The sequence below is a fragment of the Candidatus Nitrosopumilus sp. genome, assembly GCF_965262695.1.
Classification (GTDB): domain Archaea; phylum Thermoproteota; class Nitrososphaeria; order Nitrososphaerales; family Nitrosopumilaceae; genus Nitrosopumilus.
In genome coordinates this window covers 1,192,282-1,211,739 of the sequence record NZ_OZ253550.1, presented here as the reverse complement: position 1 = coordinate 1,211,739, position 19,458 = coordinate 1,192,282, and the positions used below count along the sequence as shown (strand labels likewise).

General features: G+C 34.5%; 25 protein-coding genes. 16 read left to right on the top strand and 9 right to left on the bottom strand.

Going from position 1 to position 19,458, the window contains the following annotated elements; translation table 11 throughout:
- Positions 1 to 8: 8 nt before the first annotated feature.
- From ACQY2P_RS07360 to ACQY2P_RS07335, 6 genes are all read left to right on the top strand, one after another.
- On the top strand, positions 9 to 686 hold the full coding sequence (locus ACQY2P_RS07360; RefSeq protein WP_428327280.1) for an ABC transporter ATP-binding protein: 678 nt from the start codon (positions 9 to 11) through the stop codon (positions 684 to 686).
- The gene (locus ACQY2P_RS07355) at positions 686 to 1,993 is read left to right on the top strand and encodes a COG1361 S-layer family protein (RefSeq protein ID WP_428326010.1); all 1,308 of its coding nucleotides are present in this window, start codon (positions 686 to 688) and stop codon (positions 1,991 to 1,993) included. The genes ACQY2P_RS07360 and ACQY2P_RS07355 overlap by 1 nt, the downstream gene beginning before the upstream one ends.
- A 39-nt stretch (positions 1,994 to 2,032) precedes the next feature.
- A complete protein-coding gene (locus tag ACQY2P_RS07350) occupies positions 2,033 to 2,374 on the top strand; it encodes a hypothetical protein (RefSeq protein ID WP_428326009.1) in 342 nt (113 codons plus the stop codon).
- 163 nt (positions 2,375 to 2,537) lie between these two features.
- Positions 2,538 to 2,726: a hypothetical protein gene (locus ACQY2P_RS07345; RefSeq protein ID WP_428326008.1), complete on the top strand. Its 189-nt coding sequence runs from the start codon at positions 2,538 to 2,540 to the stop codon at positions 2,724 to 2,726.
- A 55-nt stretch (positions 2,727 to 2,781) separates the two neighbouring features.
- Positions 2,782 to 3,165, top strand: a complete 384-nt coding sequence (locus ACQY2P_RS07340; RefSeq protein ID WP_428326007.1) for a hypothetical protein — start codon at positions 2,782 to 2,784, stop codon at positions 3,163 to 3,165.
- 3 nt (positions 3,166 to 3,168) lie between these two features.
- Positions 3,169 to 4,713: an ABC1 kinase family protein gene (locus ACQY2P_RS07335; RefSeq protein ID WP_428326006.1), complete on the top strand. Its 1,545-nt coding sequence runs from the start codon at positions 3,169 to 3,171 to the stop codon at positions 4,711 to 4,713.
- A 2-nt stretch (positions 4,714 to 4,715) separates the two neighbouring features.
- On the opposite strand, the gene hsp14 is transcribed toward ACQY2P_RS07335, so the two are convergent.
- Both hsp14 and ACQY2P_RS07325 read right to left on the bottom strand, forming a co-directional pair.
- Positions 4,716 to 5,096 (bottom strand): archaeal heat shock protein Hsp14, encoded by a 381-nt coding sequence (gene hsp14, locus ACQY2P_RS07330; protein WP_428326005.1) that lies wholly within the window; start codon positions 5,094 to 5,096, stop codon positions 4,716 to 4,718.
- Positions 5,097 to 5,161: 65 nt separating this feature from the next.
- Complete coding sequence (locus ACQY2P_RS07325; protein ID WP_428326004.1) at positions 5,162 to 5,284, bottom strand: hypothetical protein; 123 nt, start codon at positions 5,282 to 5,284, stop codon at positions 5,162 to 5,164.
- Between the two features lie 95 nt (positions 5,285 to 5,379).
- Here ACQY2P_RS07325 and tmk point away from each other — a divergent pair, with 95 nt between their 5' ends.
- The 3 genes from tmk to pyrH are packed head-to-tail and all read left to right on the top strand — an operon-like array spanning position 5,380 to position 7,873.
- Positions 5,380 to 5,961, top strand: a complete 582-nt coding sequence (gene tmk / locus ACQY2P_RS07320; protein WP_428326003.1) for a dTMP kinase — start codon at positions 5,380 to 5,382, stop codon at positions 5,959 to 5,961.
- Positions 5,958 to 7,193: an HD domain-containing protein gene (locus ACQY2P_RS07315; protein WP_428326002.1), complete on the top strand. Its 1,236-nt coding sequence runs from the start codon at positions 5,958 to 5,960 to the stop codon at positions 7,191 to 7,193. The genes tmk and ACQY2P_RS07315 overlap by 4 nt, the downstream gene beginning before the upstream one ends.
- Positions 7,190 to 7,873 (top strand): UMP kinase, encoded by a 684-nt coding sequence (gene pyrH, locus ACQY2P_RS07310; protein WP_428326001.1) that lies wholly within the window; start codon positions 7,190 to 7,192, stop codon positions 7,871 to 7,873. The genes ACQY2P_RS07315 and pyrH overlap by 4 nt, the downstream gene beginning before the upstream one ends.
- A 2-nt stretch (positions 7,874 to 7,875) precedes the next feature.
- Here the strand turns inward: pyrH and ACQY2P_RS07305 are convergent, their stop codons facing one another.
- Positions 7,876 to 8,226, bottom strand: coding sequence for a hypothetical protein (locus tag ACQY2P_RS07305; RefSeq protein ID WP_428326000.1), 351 nt, complete (start codon positions 8,224 to 8,226; stop codon positions 7,876 to 7,878).
- Positions 8,227 to 8,297: 71 nt separating this feature from the next.
- On the opposite strand from ACQY2P_RS07305, the gene ACQY2P_RS07300 reads away from it, so the two are divergent.
- The gene (locus ACQY2P_RS07300; RefSeq protein WP_428325999.1) at positions 8,298 to 8,852 is read left to right on the top strand and encodes a hypothetical protein; all 555 of its coding nucleotides are present in this window, start codon (positions 8,298 to 8,300) and stop codon (positions 8,850 to 8,852) included.
- A 244-nt stretch (positions 8,853 to 9,096) separates the two neighbouring features.
- Here ACQY2P_RS07300 and ACQY2P_RS07295 read toward each other — a convergent pair whose 3' ends face one another.
- From ACQY2P_RS07295 to ACQY2P_RS07280, 4 genes are read right to left on the bottom strand one after another with little or no spacing between them, the layout of a single operon-like run.
- On the bottom strand, positions 9,097 to 9,744 hold the full coding sequence (locus ACQY2P_RS07295) for a Dna2/Cas4 domain-containing protein (RefSeq protein ID WP_428325998.1): 648 nt from the start codon (positions 9,742 to 9,744) through the stop codon (positions 9,097 to 9,099).
- Positions 9,745 to 9,777: 33 nt separating this feature from the next.
- Positions 9,778 to 10,014 (bottom strand): hypothetical protein, encoded by a 237-nt coding sequence (locus ACQY2P_RS07290; protein WP_428325997.1) that lies wholly within the window; start codon positions 10,012 to 10,014, stop codon positions 9,778 to 9,780.
- Positions 10,015 to 10,022: 8 nt separating this feature from the next.
- A complete protein-coding gene (locus ACQY2P_RS07285) occupies positions 10,023 to 11,057 on the bottom strand; it encodes a V0D/AC39 family V-type ATPase subunit (RefSeq protein WP_428325996.1) in 1,035 nt (344 codons plus the stop codon).
- A gap of 59 nt (positions 11,058 to 11,116) precedes the next feature.
- Positions 11,117 to 11,782, bottom strand: coding sequence for a hypothetical protein (locus tag ACQY2P_RS07280; RefSeq protein ID WP_428325995.1), 666 nt, complete (start codon positions 11,780 to 11,782; stop codon positions 11,117 to 11,119).
- 128 nt (positions 11,783 to 11,910) lie between these two features.
- Between ACQY2P_RS07280 and ACQY2P_RS07275 the strand changes: the two genes are divergently transcribed.
- From ACQY2P_RS07275 to ACQY2P_RS07260, 4 genes are all read left to right on the top strand, one after another.
- Positions 11,911 to 13,476: an ammonium transporter gene (locus ACQY2P_RS07275; RefSeq protein WP_428325994.1), complete on the top strand. Its 1,566-nt coding sequence runs from the start codon at positions 11,911 to 11,913 to the stop codon at positions 13,474 to 13,476.
- A gap of 73 nt (positions 13,477 to 13,549) precedes the next feature.
- Entirely contained in the window at positions 13,550 to 14,326 is a 777-nt protein-coding gene (locus ACQY2P_RS07270) for a sulfurtransferase (RefSeq protein ID WP_428325993.1), read from the top strand.
- A gap of 3 nt (positions 14,327 to 14,329) precedes the next feature.
- Positions 14,330 to 14,743: a nitroreductase family protein gene (locus tag ACQY2P_RS07265; RefSeq protein WP_428325992.1), complete on the top strand. Its 414-nt coding sequence runs from the start codon at positions 14,330 to 14,332 to the stop codon at positions 14,741 to 14,743.
- Complete coding sequence (locus ACQY2P_RS07260; RefSeq protein ID WP_428325991.1) at positions 14,698 to 14,970, top strand: nitroreductase family protein; 273 nt, start codon at positions 14,698 to 14,700, stop codon at positions 14,968 to 14,970. Before ACQY2P_RS07265 ends, ACQY2P_RS07260 begins: the two co-directional genes overlap by 46 nt.
- 2 nt (positions 14,971 to 14,972) lie before the next feature.
- Here ACQY2P_RS07260 and ACQY2P_RS07255 read toward each other — a convergent pair whose 3' ends face one another.
- Positions 14,973 to 15,965, bottom strand: a complete 993-nt coding sequence (locus ACQY2P_RS07255) for a GAF domain-containing protein (protein WP_428325990.1) — start codon at positions 15,963 to 15,965, stop codon at positions 14,973 to 14,975.
- Positions 15,966 to 16,255: 290 nt separating this feature from the next.
- Here ACQY2P_RS07255 and ACQY2P_RS07250 point away from each other — a divergent pair, with 290 nt between their 5' ends.
- Positions 16,256 to 17,032: a hypothetical protein gene (locus tag ACQY2P_RS07250; protein ID WP_428325989.1), complete on the top strand. Its 777-nt coding sequence runs from the start codon at positions 16,256 to 16,258 to the stop codon at positions 17,030 to 17,032.
- Positions 17,033 to 17,088: 56 nt separating this feature from the next.
- Complete coding sequence (locus tag ACQY2P_RS07245) at positions 17,089 to 17,253, top strand: hypothetical protein (RefSeq protein ID WP_428325988.1); 165 nt, start codon at positions 17,089 to 17,091, stop codon at positions 17,251 to 17,253.
- Between the two features lie 17 nt (positions 17,254 to 17,270).
- Here the strand turns inward: ACQY2P_RS07245 and ACQY2P_RS07240 are convergent, their stop codons facing one another.
- On the bottom strand, positions 17,271 to 19,370 hold the full coding sequence (locus tag ACQY2P_RS07240; RefSeq protein ID WP_428325987.1) for a V-type ATP synthase subunit I: 2,100 nt from the start codon (positions 19,368 to 19,370) through the stop codon (positions 17,271 to 17,273).
- Between the last annotated feature and the right edge of the window lie 88 nt (positions 19,371 to 19,458).

Below are 19,458 nucleotides of genomic sequence, written 5' to 3'. Positions count from 1 at the left end.
TTAACAATTTGACCAAAGTCTATGGTGAAGGCGAGAATAAAGTCAAAGCTCTTGATAATGCAACTCTTTCAGTTGAACAAGGTCAAATTGTCTTAATTGTTGGAAGTTCTGGTTCAGGAAAATCTACACTGCTTAACATGATTGGCTTACTTGATCGTCCTACAAATGGAAAGATCCTAATTGATGGAGTTGATACTACTACTCTAGATGATGACAAAATTTCTTCATTTAGAAACAAAAAGCTAGGATTTATTTTCCAATTCTCAAATTTGCTTACTGATCTAACAGTTCTAGAAAATGTCTTGTTACCACGTCAAATTGGAGGAACAAATAACACTGCTGAAAAAGATGCAAGAGATTTGCTAAAAGCAGTTGGATTAGAAGATCAAATGAATAAACGTGCAAATAAAATTTCAGGTGGACAAGCTCAAAGAGCAGCTATTGCAAGAGGATTAATCAATAAACCATCAATTGTTTTAGCAGATGAACCAACAGGAAACCTTGACTCTGTTACATCTGGAACTATAGTTCAATTGATGAAATCTATGGCAAAAAAACTCAATCAAACATTTGTTATTGTAACACATGATCGTCAACACTTTGGTGATGTCGACAAAGTAATTACAATAAAAGATGGTAAAGCCTTTGAGGGAGACATGCCATCTGAAATGGAGGTTTTGGCATAATGAATCAAAAACTACTCTTTTTGTTACTTGGATTCTTGTTAGTTCCATTGTTCATGAGTAATTCATATGCACAAATTACATCTGGAGGTTTTGGTGATTCTCCATTTGAGAGAGATTTTGGTGATGTCAAATTCTTAGATGCATACTTTGGTACACTCGATGAGAAAATTGAAGTTGAGGCTGGAGACAGCAATGTTCCATTTACTGTAGTATTTGCAAATGTTGGAACTCAAGACATTACAGGAATCAAAGGACAGTTGTCATTGCCTTTTGGATTTTCAGCTTCTGATGGACCGGGATCAATAATTAAAGCTGATAGTGATTCAAACTCTTTGGCAGGAGAAAATTTCCATTTGACATTCTTTGTTAATCTTGATAAAAATGTCAATATTCAACAATATCCTGGAACTGTAAAAGTTGATTATTCTAGATTAAGAGAGTCTGGTGTTCGTACTGCATTTGAAGACTTTCAGTTTAAGGTAACTGGTGATAGTGTAATAAATGTAAGAGCATTAGATCCATTTCTCACTTCTCTTAGAACAAACAATGTGGTAATTGAAATTGCAAATGATGGAACAGCTCCAATATCTAGTGTTGATATTGTTGCATCTAATACACAAACAGAACTTGCGTCTACATCTACATCTACCACTAATGTGGAAAATGTTGTAATCTTAGAATCTAATTGGGATGTTGGAAATATTGATCCAAGATCTTCTAGACATCTTAGTGCAACAGTCTATGTTCCAGAGGGACTAAAAGATGACACTCTTAGAATTCCTTTGTCTATATCCTACTATAATGCACATGGTGACCAACATGTAATTTCAAAAATTGTTGATTTTTACATTAAGGGATTGATAGAACTCACAATATTCAATGTTGATGTGATTGAATTATCTGGAACTCAGATGGTGATTGGAGAAATTATCAATGAAGGAAATGAGGATGGTTTGTTTGGATTTGTTAGTGTTGAACCACGTGGTGATTCAAACATTAAACCTAATACCCAATTTATTGATGAAATCGAAGTAGATGCACCTGTACCATTTAACATTCCAATTGAATTTGATGGTGAACCGAAATACGGAGAACATGATATCAAAATCACTGTAAGATACAAAGACAGTATTAGAGATGAGCTCTTTGTAATTGAAGATACTACTATCTTTGTATCTGAACTAACAAATGGTGATGAGTCTGGCCCTGACTCTTCAATGATTATAATTCCAATTATAATTGCTATTGGTGTGGGAATTTACATAATACGTAGGCGTAAAAAAACTGCAATTGCTGCCGGTGATTAAATTTTTAATATTTATCTGGAGAATTAAGATCAATTCGAAATGAGACTAAGTATTGTCATCATCATCACAGTATTGGTAATAGGAGGCATTGTTGCTATTTCTGGATTCATGACAAATCAAGAAATCACAGACATTCCTGAACTTTCAGAAATTTCTGATCCATATGCAAAATTAGAGAAATACAAAAATGAATTAGAAAAAATCAATCAATACAATCAACAAGTTTTAGAAGACTTGGAAAATCAAATCAAAAATTCTGATAATGAGCAATTAGAACAAATTAATCAAGAAATTGAAGTTGTAAAACGTGTAATTAATGATAATAAAGAAGAACTTGAACAAGTCATTCAAAGATTATCTGAAATAGAATCAAATCCTTGATCTGAAAATTACTTAAAATTTTTGTTATAATTGTACAATATTAAATTAGGAATCAATTGGTAAAAGGAATATTTCTATTTCTGCTTGGTAATATTGTGGGGTTTATTACGTCGTCACTATGATTTTTTCTAAATTCATATAGTAATTGACAAAATTATGATTGTTGGAAACTCATAGAAAACTAACAATAATTGGCTCTCTTTTGTTAGTTGCGACATTTTTGATAAATAATTATCATCAGACAGATCATCCTGGGGTTGGATTCAACTATGCGTATGTAACTGGAATTGGAATGCTCATAGCATTTGGAATTAGTTTTGTAATATTTACAAAAGACAGGCTCAAAAATTAATTGAGAATTCTATACTTTACACTAAAAATATAAGCAATTACTCGATCTTGCGATCATGCCATTTGATGAGATTGAAGTTCCAAAAGAATTACGTGAATTTATGATTGATGGGGCAGAAGAAACTATTCTGGGACAAAAAAATGGTGCACTAAAACAATATCGTTATGGTAATTTACACATTAGAGAATATGATGACAAATTTTTAGTACATACTGATAAAATTGATCCAAGAAAAGATCCTATTGGTCATCTTGTTTATGATGCCCCTGAAGTTTTGATTAGTTTAGCTTGTGCAATCTTTGGCGGAACTAAAATTGCAAAATCTGTTTTTAATAATAATTCAAAAAAACTTTCTTTAACGTCTGGTTTAGCTTCATCAGTTCTTTCTGGATACATTGGATATGTTGCCTCAAAAAAGATCAAAGATTATTTGGAGTAAATAATGTCTGCTGGAAGAACAATCTATGTACTGATCAAACTTTTGCCATCAATTTTGGCACTACGTAAAGATAGGAAAAAATGGTCACAACAAGAAAAAAACACAATTGATTCTGACCAATTTAGAAAGAATGCAAGAAAAGCTCTTGATACTTTTGTTTCTCTAGGACCTGTGTATATCAAACTAGGACAATGGTTATCGTCAAGAGCAGATATTCTTCCCCAACCATACCTTGAAGAACTATCTAAACTTCAAGACAGTGTACCTTCTGCACCATTTGAGCAGGTAAAACCAATCATTGAAAAAGACCTGGGGCCAATCAATGAGAAATTCGATGACATTGATACAAATTCCATATCTGGTGCATCATTAGGTCAAGTGTATCGTGGTTCAATTTCTGGACAACAAATTGTCATCAAAGTAAAAAGACCTGGTATAGAAAATATTGTACGAGAAGATCTCAAAGTCTTAAAGAAAATTCTTCCATTAGCTTTGAGATTTGTTGATCCTAATCTTAGATATTCTGCAAAAGCCATGCTTTCTCAATTTATTGAAACTATTAGAGAAGAGATGGATTACACAAATGAATCTCAAAATCTAAAAAAAATCAAACAAGACATGGAAAACAATGACAAAGTGATAGTTCCTTCTGTTTATGATGATTATTCCTCAAAAAATGTCTTAACTATGGAATATTTGCCCGGAATCAAGGTTACAAATGTACAAGAACTTGATGAGAAAGGAGTTGATAGAGAACAATTAGTCATTGATGTGCATAAGGTATTCTTTACCATGCTTCTCAAACATTCTCTTTTCCATGCAGACCCTCATCCTGGAAACATCTCAGTAACAGATGATGGAAAACTAATTCTTTATGACTATGGAATGGTAGGTAGAATAAACAACGAAACAAGATACAAACTCATTAGACTATATCTTGCATTAGTTGAAAAAAACCCTCCTCGAGTAGTTAACGCAATGGCAGAACTAGGAATGCTTACTCCTGAATATAATCGACAAGTAATTGAAAAAGGAATTGAATTATCAATTCGTGCAATGCATGGAAACAAACCTGATGAAATGGAAGTTCAAAGTTTGATGGAGCTTGCAAATCAAACTATGAGTAAATTCCCCTTTGTTTTACCAAAAAATTTAGCTCTTTACATGAGGATGGCATCAATTATTGAAGGAATTTACAAAACACATGATGTTGATTTCAAATTTGTCAAAGTTCTAAGGACTATCCTCCAAGAAGAGAATATGATTCCAAAAGCTTACGTTGAAGAGCTAAAAATTTCATTTGATAAGTTTGCAAAATCAATCGATTCTGCATTACGATTGGGACCTGAAATGGAGAAATTTATGGATGAATCTAAACTTTCTATGCATAAAAGAAAACCAATGGTATTTCTTGGTGGCAGTATTTTTGCATCTGCAATTTTTATTGGATCAGTATTGTTATATCAAACAAATGAAATATTTGGCATGACTGGAATGATTACTTCTGGTTTAATTATGATAGGTTCTGCAATTTTTAGAAAACACTAGTTTTATTCTATTGAGATATCTTTTCCTTTCTTAGTTACAGGAATTACTATTGTTAATACACCATCTTCGTATTTTGCTGAATCAATTTTCTCTTCTCCTTGTTTGATATCTATTGGGAGTCGAATTTTTTTATCAATAATGGTTGGTCTCTGTTTTGAAATTAATGATTCAGATTCTTTCTCATCTACTTCTTTGCATGCTTGAATTGATAGAATGTCTCCACACAATGTGAGTTTGATATCTTTTTTTGAGAATCCTGGGATGTCAATAATCACTTTGAGACTATCAGAACTAAGATACATGTCAATTGGTGGCAAAACAAATTCGTAGAATTCCCGTGATTTGTTTCCAATTTCCTTTATCACTTCTTTTACTAGTCCCATTTCGTGTTATGTGGCAAATTTTTGGTTATAAACCTTGAGAGAATTTTTGGTAAAAACAAAAAAGTTTAGGATGATCTTGAGCCTTCTAAAACTCCAGAATCTCCGTGAATTCTATCTATATGCTTTGAGAGATCATCTTTGCTCTCAAAAATTGATTCACAATATGCACATGAGTATTCTTCAGCCATATTATGAATTATTTTAAGAAGATATTAAACAATTCGTAAATTCCTAAGAACTTTGATAGATTTTTAATCAATTAATTTCTCTGTTTTGATAACTTATGATAATTGTAATTGAAGGCGGAGATCAAGCAGGAAAACTAACACAATCAACTATGTTAGAAAAGGCACTCAAAAAAAGAAAAATCAAGACCAAGTTATTTCATTTTCCAGATTACAAAACCCCCATTGGAAAAGAGATTAGAAAGTATCTTGATGGAAAAAGAAAATTTCCGCCACAAGTAATTCACTGTCTATTATCTGCAAATAGGTGGGAAAAATTAGAACAAATTAAAAGTGCTCAAGAAAAAAATTCTGTTCTCATAATGAATAGGTATTACCACTCTAACCTTGTTTATGGTTTGGGAAATGGGATGAAAGAAAAATGGCTTGAGAATTTAGATACGGGATTACCTAAAGCAGATCTTGTGATTTTACTTGATGTGAGTCAAAAAGAATCCTTTAACAGACAAAAAACCAATCGAGACAAATTTGAGAAAAATGAAGAATTTTTGAGAAAAATTTCTAAAATCTATAAAACTACTGCAAAGAAAAAACATTGGAAAATAATTGATGCTACAAAATCTAAACAAGAAGTTCATGAAGAAATCATGAAAACATTTTCAAAGAAAATAGGATTATGAAAAAAAATTATCTAGACATTATAGATCCGATTCATGATTTCATTAGAGTTTATGACCATGAACTCTCCATAATCGACAATCCTATTTTTCAAAGATTAAGGAGAATCAGACAATTGTCTGGTGCACATTTGACATATCCTGCAGCCCAACATACCAGATTTGAGCACTCCCTTGGGGTTATGCATATTGCTAGTCAGGCAGGAAATGTCCTAAATGAAAAGGGATTTTTCAAATCTGATGATATTGCAATTCTTAGATTAGCCGGTCTCTTGCATGATATTGGTCATGGTCCATTTTCCCATCTGTTTGAAGAAATAATTCAAGAAAAGAAAATTTCTCATGAAGACTTTGGAAAAAAGCTTATTCTAAAATCTGAAATCGGTGACATTTTGACAAAAAATGGTTTTGATAAAAAACTTGTAACAAAAATTGCATTTGGCGATTCAAAATTTCAATACATGAATGAAATTGTCTCAGGTGCTCTTAGTGCAGATATGATGGATTATTTGCTAAGAGATGGTTATTTCACAGGAGCAGAGCATGCAAAAATTGATCATAAGAGAATTACACAATCACTTGACGTTCATCAAAAGAAACTTGCCTTAGAACGCTCGGCATTGTATTCTTTTGAATCAATGACGCACTCAAGATACCAAATGTTCAAAGCAGTTTATTTTCACAAGACAGTAAGAGCAGCAGAGGTAATGTTACTTGAAGCCTTGAGATCTTCAGATGATGAGTTTGGATTCTCTACTTTTAATCTCGATGAATTTGTTCAGCTAACAGACGAATATGTTCTATCCAGTCTCCTTTCATCAAAAACTCCTAAATTAAAACGGGCAAGAAAATTTGCTCAAGACTATCAAAACAGGAAACTGCTCAAATGCGTATTTGAGAGAATTTTGACAAGTAGAAAAAATCTAAAGAAAACAAAAACAAACGAACTAAGATCTGCCATTTCCAAAAAATCCAAAGTTGAAGAAAATGAGATCTTTGTTGACAGTTCTGTAACTCCATCAATTCCACTTGCACCCTCTAAAAACGAGTCAAAATCAGTAATCCTGATAACAAATGAGGGTGGTAAATCTTCAGCAAAAGAGATGCCTATTTCTGAAATTCCTGTAGTCTCCGCAATTTCAGGCTTCATGAATATTCTGAGAATCTATACTCATCAAAAGAATAGAAAAAAAGTTGAAATTGCCGCAAAATCCATCATTGGTGAGCTAGAGTGAAAAAGAGAATTGTAATCAAACTATCTGGTAGAGTTTTTGCCATGGATAATGTAAAACTCCTGAAAGACTGGGCAGAATTTCTAGTAAAAATTAGTAAGGTTTGTCAACCAATAATTATTGCTGGAGGTGGAAATATTGCTAGACATTACATTAATCATGCAAGATCTTCTGGAGCTGATGAATCAACCCTTGATGAATTAGGAATTGAGATTTCTAGATTAAATGCAAAATTGTTGATTTATGCTCTAAAAAACAAAGCATATTCCCATCCTCCAACTACTTTGCAAGAAGTTAGACATGCAGTAGATGATGGACTAATTGTTGTTGCTGGTGGTCTTCATCCTGGTCAAAGCACTAATGGAACTGCAGCATTGATTGCAGAAAAAGTAAAAGCTGAGCAATTTCTTAATGCCACTGATGTTGATGGAGTTTATGATTTGGATCCAAATAAATTCAAAAATGCAAAAAAATTCAAACGAATTGAATTAAAAAATCTCAAAAACATGTTAGTTCATGAGGACTCAGTTGCTGGAGGGTATGATCTAATGGATATAGTGGCCCTAAAAATTATTGAACGCTCAAAAATTAAAACAAGAATTCTCAAAGCCAGTCCAAAAATTATTGAAAAAGCCATCAAAGGTGGTAATTTTGGAACTGAGATAATTATTCCAAAAAAATAACTTTAGAATTCATTTTGAATTGTAGGTCTAGTTTCAGTCCATATCAGAATCTCTTTTCCAGGATATTCTTCAACTCCTGAATCTCGAAGTTTCTTGTATATTCCCAAAGCTTCATCTTTTTCAAGTGCCTTTGATTGAGCCTTGGTATATCCATCCTTGTCTACTATTATTGCAACATATCCTTCTTCTGAATTAACAACAGCCGTGAAATCTTCATCTCCTACTGGTTGAAATTTTCCATCTACTTTCTTTGTGGTTAAAGTTAACATTCCAAATCCTGCTGCCTCGAACATCTTCATTTGAGATTTCCCTGCTCTTTGTTTTCCTTGTTGTACTGCTTGGAAATACTGCATAATTTTTCTCCCTCCCCAATGGTATAATAACTATCTCAACATTTAAGAAATCAAAGAAGTTTGCAAAAACTATGAATCCTAAAATCTTTGTTGGAATTGCAGTTGCAGCACTTGCTGCAGTATTAGGGGGAATTCTAATTATGGGACCTTCTATTGATCTAGAATCTCCAAGTTCAACTTCTGGTACTTCAGATATTCCACAAATTCAACCTATTCAAATTGAATTAGAAGAGATTGTTGTTTCAAAAATATCTGAACGCTCTGCTACAATTGATGTTGCATTTGAAATTTCAAATCCTAATGATCGTTCTGTGATTGTTACAACTATGGATTATCAATTGTATGAAACTGGGTATTCTCAATCTGAACAACTTGGTGGAGGACAAATTGGACATAGGGCTCAAGGAATGGTAGAATTTGGTTCAAATTACTATACTCTACTTGGTGGAAACTCTATCATACTACGAGATGAGATTGTGTTAAGAAATTCTGGTAACACTCCTGAATTATGGTCTGCTTTTGAATCAGATACTAACACTTGGAAAGTTTCAGGTGTTGTGTTTTACAATTTGAGTTCTATGACAAGTGGTCAGGAAAACGAACTATTCTTTGAATTTACTCAATAGTATCATAAAATTATAAAATTATGATAATTTGTTTTTAGAGGCAAAATATTGGCAAAGTTATAAAAGCAATTTCATTGGGATTTTATCAAATGGCAGAAGCAGGAATGGCCGCATTCGGCGCAGCAGCAGGAGTCGCAATTGCACTAGCAGTAGTGTGTTTCGCTCTTCGTGGTAAAGGACATCCAGAACCACTAGAATAAACAAAAAGGAATTAACTCCTTTACAATATTTTTCATTTATCTAACTAGTCTTGTTTGCCAAGTCCTAGCATTTCGGCTAGAGATGTTTGTTTGGTATTCTTTCTCTTTGTGAAACATCTCTCATAATATTGACATTCGGTACATTCTGCAGATGGTTCTAAGATTGGTGTTTTTTGTTCTTTGAGAAGATTGTTTAGAACCCTTACTCTGCGTATGGTATCTTCAAACATCTTTTTGTTACGTGTTAGTGAAAATGTTGATTCCTTTCTATCTCCTGTAATGTAGACTATCATTCCGTCTTCTTTGTCATATATCCACATACATGCATTAAGATACAAAACATCACTTGCATGAGGATTTTCTAATTCATCAGTAGCTGATCTGAATAGGAGAATTGCATCATCTACAATCATGTCTGCTTGTCCTCGAAGCTTTAGTTCATTAATCTCAAAATCTTTTGGATTGCTACCATATTCTAATTTTCTTAATAATCCCGAAAGAAGCTCGTTGAATCCTCTCCTTTCAATTTCTAGAGGTTCCACTCTGTCATAGTATGAGCGCCTCATACATCTAACGACTTCTTGAAGGTGGATAGTTTCAAAGTCCTTAGAATCAATGTCAATTTCTAGTTCATTTCCAATTGATTTTATCGCATTTTGAATAGTTGTTCGAAAATCTCTATCTCCCATCATGGTATATCACTTAGATAATCAGATCCTTATAGGTTAACTCATTATATTGGTCAAAAATTTTGAAATTTTGCTTGCAAATGCTAATGTTACAAAATGCACTCCAAAACCAACTACTGCGCCTATAACTAATTCACCTGCCCAAAAATAAAATCCCAAAAACAATGCCAAAGGTGGCAATGAGAATATCATGGCCATAAATGCACTAACCCAAATAGTATTGATTACTGTCTCTGTAGTTATCTCGTTTTTCTTCTTTGGAAATTTTATCATTTTCAGATCTATTCTTCTTCAAGAATCAATTTTGACATAGTTGTTTCTGTAGGGATTTTTTGTTCTACGGCATACGCAATTGCCGCCAAATTCCTCACCTCAAATCCTGTTAGTTTTGTGATTCCTATTATTGTTGCAAAACTAAACATTTTGGTAAATGCTCTAGCAGATGAATGATAAATACTCATCTCAAATGCTCTTTCAAATTCAGCAACTGCATCTAACTCATTTTCATTTTGTGGAATCATGTCTTTGTATTTGGTTGTGGCAAGCTCATTTAATGCATCTCTGACCGTACCTGCTGCCATCATTCTTCCTAGAAGTTCTCTTGGAACAGTTGGAGTTTGAGTCACAATCAAATCCTGAATTTGTGACTCTTCTAATCCCCAGAATTTTCCTCTAATTACGCTGAGAAGATTGTAAAAGTCAACATCCATTCCAACAATCTTTATGACATCTCTGTCTCTTGTATTTTTTAGAGCACGTCCTAACTGTTGGTACAAAATTTTATCAAAATATGTGTCAAAGACCTGTATGTTTTTTGTTTCATTGTAAAGTGTTGCAGCCTTTGCAATTTCATCTCCAAATTGAACTGAATTTAGACTTGCGACTGCTTCTTCAAGATCTTTTGCAACAAGGGATTTTATGATAATATCACGTTGTTTAACTAATTCTTCAGCACGAAGATTGATGTGATTCTCAATCTCTTCTTGTGATTTTCCTAGAACTTTTCCTTTGAGTATTAATTTTAGATTTGAGATAATGAATTTCATATAATATGCATCAAGAATATCAGAGTCTCCTGCAGTTTTTGCAATGGAATAATGAACATCAGCTAATTGTCCTCTAAAGGCTGATTCGATTCCTTGAGAAGTGTATGGTTTTTGAACATCATTTATTGAATCGCCGTAGACTGTATTTTTTATTCTGGTCATAAATTCATCAAGATCTCTTGATTCTGCTAAAGTCTGAAAATCAGATCTACTGAGTAATTTCCCTCTTTGACTGTATGACTTTACTGACGCGTAAACGTTTTTGCCCATTTGAAAATTGTTTATGAGTAACGGATTTTAATGTTTGGCGATCTATACAGGAACAAATTCTATGTGATTTTATCTAGGAATTTGATGGCGTCTTCTTTTTCCTGCTTTGAGAGCTCCACAAAAGCCACCAGAATTTCCTTCTGGATTGCCAATGACTCATCTGAAATATCCTTCAATTTTGTAAGGTCAAATGGGAGTAATTCCTTGATCTTATTATCACAAAATGCCTTTACGTATTTCTGAAAAATAGAATATGCGAATTTTGGACTTTTCTCTAATAGGCTAGACAGTACTTTCTCAAACTCTTTTTCTTCAGATTCTGAACTTGAAAAAAACTCTGCTAGCAAATTTTCTCTATTTTTGACATCATTAATTGAAAGGGCGATCAAAATCCCTTTTTTTGTAAGATGATAGTATGGAATCCCTTTTTCTTGAAGAGCTTTGGGGCCTCTCTGGAGAGGTAATCTGCCGTCTTCTTCTGCAATTCCCATGGGTAAAAGTATCTCATCTAGATCCCTGAAAATTCCTGAATAGATGTTCTTCCAGGCAATTCCTTGTTTCTTTGCCATTTTTTGTGATAACCCTGTTCTAGTTCTTTCAGCAGGATTGGCATCACTTGCAAGAATTCCAATAATTGCTCTTTGTCTTTGTGCTTCCCCTGTAAGCTCTTCCCCTTTGGTCTTGAAGGTATCAAAAATTGCTAGTTTGGTATTTGATTTGCCCATTTGCGATCACTTTAACATAATTTCCATATTTTATGTTACTATCAGAATATACTAAAATATAATAATTTACTTTTCTAGAGATTCTTGAGTCTCGAACCCTTAAATAAAATCCAATTTCGATAAATTCAATGAATTCTAGGAACTACAAGTATGCTCTATTACTTGTAGCCGCAGTATCCATCACAGCAGCAGGTGCAATGTCACAGGCATATGCACAAAGTGTTGAAGATGGTATGGACGGATATGTAAAAGGAACCAGTGGAATTTACACTGGTAACCCTCACGAATGTTGGTTTGATGATGGTGAAGGTGGCATGCTACCTTGTATGATCGATACAGGTGATACAGCATGGATGCTTACCGCAACATCACTCGTACTCTTCATGTCTCCAGGTGTCGCTTTCTTTTATGGCGGTTTAGCCAGATCAAAGAATGTCGTCAATGTTCTTGGTATGACTCTCATTGTTATGGGTCTCATGTCAGTACAATGGGTTCTATGGGGATACTCACTAGCATTTGCTCCAAACGCGGATGAAGGCGCAAACATGTTCATGGGAAGTCTAGATTATGCTGGATTTAACATGGTTTCAGCTTGGGCACCAATTGGTGAACTAGGTGCATGTCATGATACGTGGTCAGCTGCCTATCAGATGAATGAATTTAAGGAAGGTGAATATTGTAGTCAATCTTGGCCAGGAACTGTTCCTCACCAAATGTTTGCAATGTTCCAAGGAACCTTTGCAATTATCACACCAATTCTTATCATTGGTGGATTAATTGACAGAATTAAATTCAGCGCGTTAGTCATATTCGTACTCTTATGGGGTACCTTCGTTTACGATCCAATTGCACACTGGGTCTGGGGAGGCGGTTTCATAGGAGGAGGTGGATTAGACCTCGATCCAGACTTATCGCCAACGTTTGCATTAGACTTTGCTGGTGGTACTGTAGTACACATTTCTTCAGGATTTGCAGCATTGGCTGGAGCCTTAGTTCTTGGTCGCAGACTAGGATATGGCAAAGTGCCAATGGAGCCACACAACATCCCAATGGTAGTACTTGGTGCAAGTATTCTCTGGTTCGGATGGTTTGGCTTTAACGCAGGTAGTGAAGTAATGGTAGACGGCATTACCGTCAGCGCATGGACTGTTACAAATACCGCAACTGGTATGGCCGCAGTTACTTGGGTCTTGATGTCATGGGCACATACAGGAAAACCAAGTATTGTCGGAGCTGCATCAGGTGCAGTAGCAGGATTGGTAACAATCACTCCAGCTTCAGGTTGGGTAGGTCCAATGGCTGCAATTATTATGGGAATTGCCGCTGGTACAGTTTGTTATGCATGTGTAGCATTCAAGAATGCAAGAAAGTGGGATGACGCATTAGATGTATGGGGAATACATGGAATGGGTGGTCTTACCGGTGCAATTTTGACTGGTACATTAGCAAGTCCACACGTATGGGATACCGGAGACGGTATTGGTGCATGGACTGGCACTGCAGAAGGAATGGAACAGCAAGCAATCAGCATCATTGGTGCTGCAGTATCAATTGCATATGCATTTGGTATAACCATTGTAATCCTAAAGGTAATGGACGCAGTATGGCCTGGCGGAATCAGAGTCACTCCTAAAGAAGAGGAGATTGGTCTCGATTTGGCTCAGCACGGCGAAAGAGCATACGTCAACGAATAGAAAAAACCCTTTTCTTTTCTTCTTTTTATTATTCAACCCAAATCAATTTAGATTTGATCATTTTACCCAAGTCATGTTAATCTCAACTGATGAACTAAATTCCATATTGGATGATCCTAATCTCATTATAGCTGATACTCGTTCTTTCAAAGAATATTCTGAAGGCCATATTCCTGGAGCAGTTCATTTGGATTTGTTTGCATTTCACTGGATTGATACGACAAAACAAGGAATTGAGAATTTCAATAATCAGTCAAAATCCCTACTGTCTTTTCTTGGAGTAACTCCAGAAAAAAAAGTCATTTTTTATGATTCTGTTTCTGGAATGCTTGCAGCTAGAGGAGTATGGATGCTGATGTATTTTTCTCATCAAGATGTCATGATGCTTGATGGAGGAATCACAAAATGGCAAAAAGAAAATCTTGCAGTTGAGACAAAACCAAACGGATTCAAACCATCTGATTTTTCAGGCAAAATCAACCCTGCAATTATTTCAGGATTTGAGCATATTCGAGATAATCTTGATAATGTGAAAATTCTTGATGCTCGCTCGCCTGGAGAGTATGATGGTAGTACAGTTCGTGCTGCTCAATCAGGCCATATTCCAAATGCCATCAATATTGACTGGAGTCAGAACCTCAAAGAAGATGGGACTTTCAAAAGTGATGAGGAATTATCAGAAATGTATGATTTTCCAAAAGACACTGAGATTGTGACATATTGCCAAGGGGCATATAGGGCAGCCAACTCTTTTTTGGTTCTAAAAAAATTAGGATTCTCAAACGTTAAGGTCTATCTGGGCTCTTGGGGTGAATGGGGCAATCGATTAGAACTTCCTGTAAAAAAATAATCTTTGCAAAAACCAATTAATGCTGTAAAATTAATCAAAGTTATGGATACTTTTGATGCAATCAAAGAACGTCGTTCAGTAAAACATTATGATCCAACTCACAAACTCTCTGAAGATGAGATTGAGAAATTAATGTCTCTGGCAGTTTTATCTCCAACTTCATTTAACATACAAAACTGGAGATTTGTCTTGGTAAAAGAGCCTGAAATCCGAAAGAAAATCCGTGCTGCATCTTGGGATCAAGCTCAAGTGACTGATTCTTCATTGCTATTAGTAATTTGTGCTGATTTGAAATCTTGGAAAAAAGATCCTGCACAATACTGGAAGGACGCTCCAAAGGAAGCTCGTGACTTTTTGGTTCCTGCAATGGGATGTTTTACGAAGGAAAAGAACAACTACAAAGAGATGAGGCAATGAGATCTTGTGGAATTGCTGCTCAGACCATAATGCTTGCTGCCAAATCTATGGGATATGACTCAAATCCTATGATAGGCTTTGATCCAGAAAAAGTTGCACAACTAATCAATTTACCAGAAGACCATGTGATATCTATGATGATGGTAGTAGGAAAACAAATCAAACCAGCTATGCCTCGTGGTGGACAGCTTCCATTGGACAAAATTGTTTTTACTGATGGATTCTAAATTTATTCAGAAAGAAAATCTTTTGTTTCAAAAAATCCTGTTAATTCCTTTGATATTTGGTCTGAAAACATGCCTAAAATCTCAAAATCTGAAGGCGAGAACTGTTTTTTACTAAACAATGCAAGTACTGCAACTACTTTTTTGTTGTACATCAAAGGATAACCTGCAAATGATTTGAGTTTCTCTTTTTTTGCCCAATCATGATATTTTATTCGTGGATCATGTATGACATCATTAGAAACAATTGGTTTTTTCGTAGTAACTATCGCTCCTATCTTTAATGATTTTATTGGAACTTTGGAAAATTCACCTTTTACATTTTTGTATTTTCCTGCACTAAATCGTAAAATTAATGATTTCTCAGATTTATCCACAAACCAAACTCTTGCAAATGCTGCGTCAAAATATTTTACAAGACTTACTACTATGGATTGAAGTCTTTCATTTAGTGTATCATATTTTTTTATTTGTTGAAGTATCTTCAAAGCTTGAAGCTTCTTTTCATTAATGTGCTCTTGATCCGAAATAGTATATGGAGTACTTTTGACTAAATTTGATTCATAAGATCTATAATCTGATATCAATTCAGAAAATTTGTTTAAGAAATTGTTTGTCTCTAAATCAAACTGTTCTATAGAATCAAAAATAAAATGACAAATCCAATCAAAATCACCATTTAATCTGCTGGAATATGTACAAAAATGTGATTCATTAACATATTCTGTAAGCCTGTTTATCAATTCTGGTGTGTCTTTAGTAAATTTGAATTTCAAAACTATTGTACGGTTAACTTTTTCTGAAATTAATTCTGGGTTTAGTGTAACAGAATAACCTACAACTGTGTTATTTTTTTCTAATCTTTGTAATCTATGTCTTATTCCTCTATCTGTAATATGGTAATTCATATTTTGTAAAATCTTTGTAATGTCTTTAGATGATTTTCTAGCATTTTTTCCTAATTCTGTTAGAATGATTTTGTCAATCTCATCTACCATGGTCCAAATACTGATTGCTATTAATTATGATTTTCCGAGTTGGACATATTTTATCAATTTCATATACTCTAGCCTATTTTCATATCCAATCTGGACATTTTTGATAAAATATCTTTCCGTGAAAAATATATCCATTCCTACGTATACTATAACATGATTTCAAGTAAAAACTGCCTGAAATGCGGTTCACAAAACATAACCTTTGATGACGATAAATTCTATTGTGGAAATTGTGGTTTATCTTTTTGTAGTTTCACAATGGCAAAAAATATGGGAGATGTAATTAAAGAATGAATATGCTTGGTGTTTCATTAATAGTTGGTTTTACCATATTGTTTTCAGTCCTTGTTGTAGATGATGCATTTGGAACTTTTAGAGAATCAAGAGATACTATCAAAATTAGTCAAACAAACGAATATGCAAATTATGTTCATTTCCAACCAGAATGGAAGAGCTATCCTAGGAATCTCATTGTTGATGTTACAACAACATGGGAACGTGAAGTTGTTAGAGGGGAGGAGGAACAATCTGACATTACAAAACATGGAGCAAAACAAAGACAAAATGGCCTTCAATATGTAAACAGCAAGCCAGTAGTTGCAGTCCAATATGATTACCGAGATTGTGAATCTCAGTGGTTTCATTATGCAAAGACTGGTATTGATTTTATTGGATATAATCTAAATTTCTTTGAAGAGAATACATCCGTTCCAAATTCTACATATTCAGATGAATCTCAAAAACAAAAACTCCAAAATGGATTTGCGCAATTTGTTCCAATTTGTACATCTAAAGAATCAACAAACTATGAGTACACCGTATCAGTCAATGATGATACCATAGGATTTGATGTGTATTTTGTACCCTCATATATCCAGCAATGGTACTATTTCATGTATCCTGAAAACTTTGAGTATTATTCTAATGATGGATGTTTTGCAAACAACTTCCAAAAATTCTCAGGAACATGTAGCGAAGTTGATAAAAATGGCGGACTGTTAATTGTGGTTCCAGATGAATTGTCAAGACCAATGACAAAAATTTCTGTTAATCTGATTGAGACATAACCCAATTCTAGGAAATTCCTGATAATCTTTTATCTGCGAAATCCTCTAAAGAATTCATGGGATTTCTAAAGAAACTCAAAGACACTGCTGAAGCAGGTGTTGAAAAAGGAACTGACCTTGGCAAGAAAGGTGTTGAGAAAGGTGCAGAACTTGGAACCAAAGGATATGAGGGAACAAAAGATGCTGCCAAAAAAGGACACGATAAAGCTAAGAGTGACTAGATTCTTTTTTTAAAATCTTATTTTCTTTTCCAAACGAATTGGTTGTAAATCAATTCTGGTCTGATTTGTCTAAATGGCTGTGCGCCACCGTCATACCATTTTGTGAAGTATTCATACAAGTGCAATCTGAGTGATTGGATATACACAATCAATCCCTCAATCATCATAATTCCCAAGTTACCTCCAATAATCATTGCCCATGCACCAATTGATTCTGCACCTCCAAGTGAACTAAATGCATTATTTACTGTCAGTAACAGTGCTGCATGTACCAGTAACATAATTCCAAGTCGAGCATAACTGATTGTGTGAGCTAAACTTTCTACTGTTTTGCCTAGGAATACTTCCATTACAACATTTGCCGCCGAACCTCCATCTTCTGGATGTTTCTTTGCATGCATTATTCCTCCAACCATCATCATTGCCATAGATGCAATTACAATTACTACTGCAATTCTTGTGATAATCCAAACTTGTGCCCATTCTCCTAGGAATATTGTAACCCATGGAACAGCTTCTGTGTGTACTTTGGAATACATGTTCATGACATCATATTGTGAACCAATTGCACACATCATGATAACTACAATACCGCCATAGAGTGTAATGTTTGGAATTGCTTCCAAGTACATGACAATCTTGTGACCTTCTTTAGCTAATCTCCTAATTCTGAGAACCATTGCCCAAACAAGATGAATAATTCCGATGAACAATGAAACTTTGAGAATATTGATTACTTGTTCAAATGTTAATTCTGCAACACTGAGAATACCTACAATGAAACTTACTGAATGTAATGCTCCTCCCTCTTCTAATAATCCCTCCAATGGCCCCATATGATCAAGGTGATAACCAAATGCTTCTCCTGCACCAACACCTGCAATTGCTGCTGCTGCACCAGAAATGGCAATTAACATTCCCCATCTAGAAAGATTGCCTTGTCCTTTGAATTTGAATAACAATCCCATTCCCATTAATAATAAACCGTGACCCAAATCTGCGAACATTAATCCGTAGAAAATTGGCCACATTAGAGCAATCATTGGTGTAGGATCTGCTTCTCCTTTTCTTGGAATGCCTTGGCTTTCTGTAATTACCTCAAAAGTTCTAACGAATTTTTTATTATCAAATAATGTAGGAATTTGCTCTTTGTGTTTAGGATCTGTAATTTCTTCAGTTAACGAAGTCCATTGTTTTGTAATGTTTTTGAACTTCTCTTCCATTTTACCTGGAATGAATCCCTGAATAACTGCAAAGTGTTTAGTTCCACCTGGTTTTCTCAAAGTCTCAAGAACATCTTTTGCAACCAATGCCTCTTCGTGTAATACAAGAATATCGCGTCTAATCTTCTTCTTTATACCTGCAATCTGTTTTGCAATTTGTGCCTGTTTTGCTGTAAGTTCTTTTAGTTTTGTTTCAGCAGTGGCGTATGCCTCTGATGGGATCTGTGACATACCATCTGGAATTGAAAATGGATTTGCATTAAATCCTCTAAGTACTTTGAGTGCTTTTTCTGAATCGTCAATTCCACAAATTACCAAAATTGCTGCTTTGTCTTTGCTCTCTAAATCATATTTGTAAAATGTAATGCCTTCTAATGCTCTGCTAATTTCTTCAAAGTCTTCAGAATTTATCACAAAGAGATTTGTGTAGAAATATTTCATCAATCCAAATCCTGAAAGATCTATGTTGAGTTTTTTAGCAATTTCCAAAGTCTCTTTTAGTGAACGATATTCTTCTACTCCTCGTTTTGTGTCTGTTTCTTCTTCTAGAAGCTTTGCTGGTTCATCAATAACTGATGGGGCTCTCTTTTGGAGGTCACTAACCATGTCCTCAATTTCCCCAATTTCATAATCCTTCTTTTTGATGATAGTTCCTTTGAACAAAATTTCTAAAATTCCTACAGTTGGTGGGACTCCTAGTCCTTTGACTACATCATCAATTGATTGGTAGGTTTTTTGTGCCTCTAACAGAAGATCGTCGATTTCTGGTGTGACTAAGTCATTTTCAGTATCGATCTTATGAAACCATTCAAACTCTGTTAGTCTAGAAATTGCACTTGGAGACTCGCTTCTTGGTAAAATTATGCTTCCAAGTTTTAGATCGGCTACTACCAAGATAATCCAACAGGAACTCCTTTGATTTTAATATCTTTCTGAAACGCAATTCCCAAACATTAAAATCTATTACGGATTTACGCGACTC